This is a genomic window from Colwellia sp. TT2012, from assembly GCF_001440345.1.
Taxonomy (GTDB): domain Bacteria; phylum Pseudomonadota; class Gammaproteobacteria; order Enterobacterales; family Alteromonadaceae; genus Colwellia.
In genome coordinates, this window is the sequence record NZ_LJYX01000047.1 from 1 (window position 1) to 1594 (window position 1594).

At 57.4% G+C, this 1594-nt stretch carries 2 protein-coding genes; one reads left to right on the top strand and one right to left on the bottom strand.

From position 1 onward, the window contains the following. Positions 1-189 (bottom strand): hypothetical protein (locus ASU03_RS21620; protein ID WP_231731638.1); only part of this gene is annotated, 189 nt, incomplete at its 3' end. A gap of 159 nt (positions 190-348) precedes the next feature. Between ASU03_RS21620 and ASU03_RS20105 the strand changes: the two genes are divergently transcribed. Beyond that, positions 349-1523 (top strand): IS3 family transposase gene (locus ASU03_RS20105; protein ID WP_231731639.1). Its coding sequence is split into 2 segments (ribosomal slippage): positions 349-694 and positions 694-1523, totalling 1176 coding nucleotides; the frame shifts between segments, so codons are not numbered across the junction. Positions 1524-1594 lie beyond the last annotated feature (71 nt).

Genomic DNA, 1594 nt, shown 5'->3' on the forward strand with positions numbered 1-1594 from the left:
AAACTCAATATCGAGAGAGTCTGCTTCTTCAGAGCAATGCTCGAACTTGCCATAGGCTGCGGGCAGGCCATCGCACATTCGCAACGCACCGATAATGTCGGGCGTTGGCATCCCCTCATAGCGGATGACTCCGTCCTCAATGGTGGGCGCTCCAATGGCGCGGTAGAGAGCTACCACATTAGAAAACATTCTTAGCCGACCCTGGCCAGCAGTTCTTTCTCGATCACACCAACCAGTTCGGCAGTCAGATTGGACAGCGTCAACTTTTTCCGTCCCTCTGAACGAGCCCCATGAAAGACAGGACACCGTTTCCCCCTTACGATAAGGGATAGGCAAACGGGTATGTTTATGACTAACAGCAATGATAAGGGTGGCGAGCTGCTCGGCCAGGAGCGCCGACGCCGCTGGAGCACCGACCAGAAGCTGGCCATGGTTCGCGAGAGCCTTGAACCGGGACAAAGTGTGTCCGTGGTGGCCCGACGCAACGGCATCAACGCCAACCAGCTGTTTCTTTGGCGCAAGCTGTATCAGGACGGAAGTCTATCGGCGGTCAGTGCGGGCGAGGCCGTTGTACCGGCGTCGGAACTGAGCGATGCGCTCAAGCAGATCCGAGAATTGCAGCGGATGCTGGGCAAGAAGACGATGGAAGCCGAAGTCCTAAAAGAGGCCGTGGAGATCGCCCGGTCGCGAAAATGGATTGCGCACTCACCCTTGTTGCCGGGGGACGACCAGTGAAACTGGTCAGCGAATGTCTCGGTGTGTCGCGCTCGCAATTAACGGTTCGGATCAAGCAATCGGTATCGCCTAAAGTACGGCGACGTCGGCTCGTGAACGATACGGAGTTGGTCGCCGAGATTAAGGAGCAGGTCAGCGAGTTACCGAGCTATGGCTACCGCCGTGTTTGGGGGTTGCTGCGCCGCGAGCGTGAAGTTCAGTCACTGGCTCCGATCAATGTGAAGCGGGTTTACCGCGTCATGCGCGATCACAATCTGCTGTTAGAACGCCGCATCAAGCGGAGTGGCGTGCAGCGCCGGCATGAAGGCCGAATTGCCGTTACTACCAGCGATACGCGCTGGTGCTCGGACGGCTTCGAGTTTCGCTGCGACGACGGTGCGAAGTTGAGCGTGACTTTTGCCCTGGACTGCTGTGACCGCGAAGCCATCGGCTGGGTCGCCAGCCCGACGGGCTACAGCGGTGACGACATCCGAGACTTGATGTTGGAAAGCGTGGAGAAGCGATTTGGGGATCAACTACCGAGCACGCCGGTGCAGTGGTTGAGCGATAACGGCTCGGCTTATATCGCCGAGCAGACGCGTCTGTTTGCTCGCCAGATCGGCTTGCAGCCGGTGACCACACCGGTACGCAGCCCGCAAAGTAACGGCATGGCAGAGAGCTTTGTGAAGACGATCAAGCGTGATTACGTGGCGCACATGCCCAAACCGAATCGAGAAACCGCGCTGCGCAATCTGACGATTGCCTTCGAGCATTACAACGAGCAGCATCCGCACAGCGCCTTGAAATAGCGATCGCCGAGAGAGTCTAGGGGTTTGTCAGAAGCATCAATTTAACGTGGATTTGATGTCCGGTTTGGTAG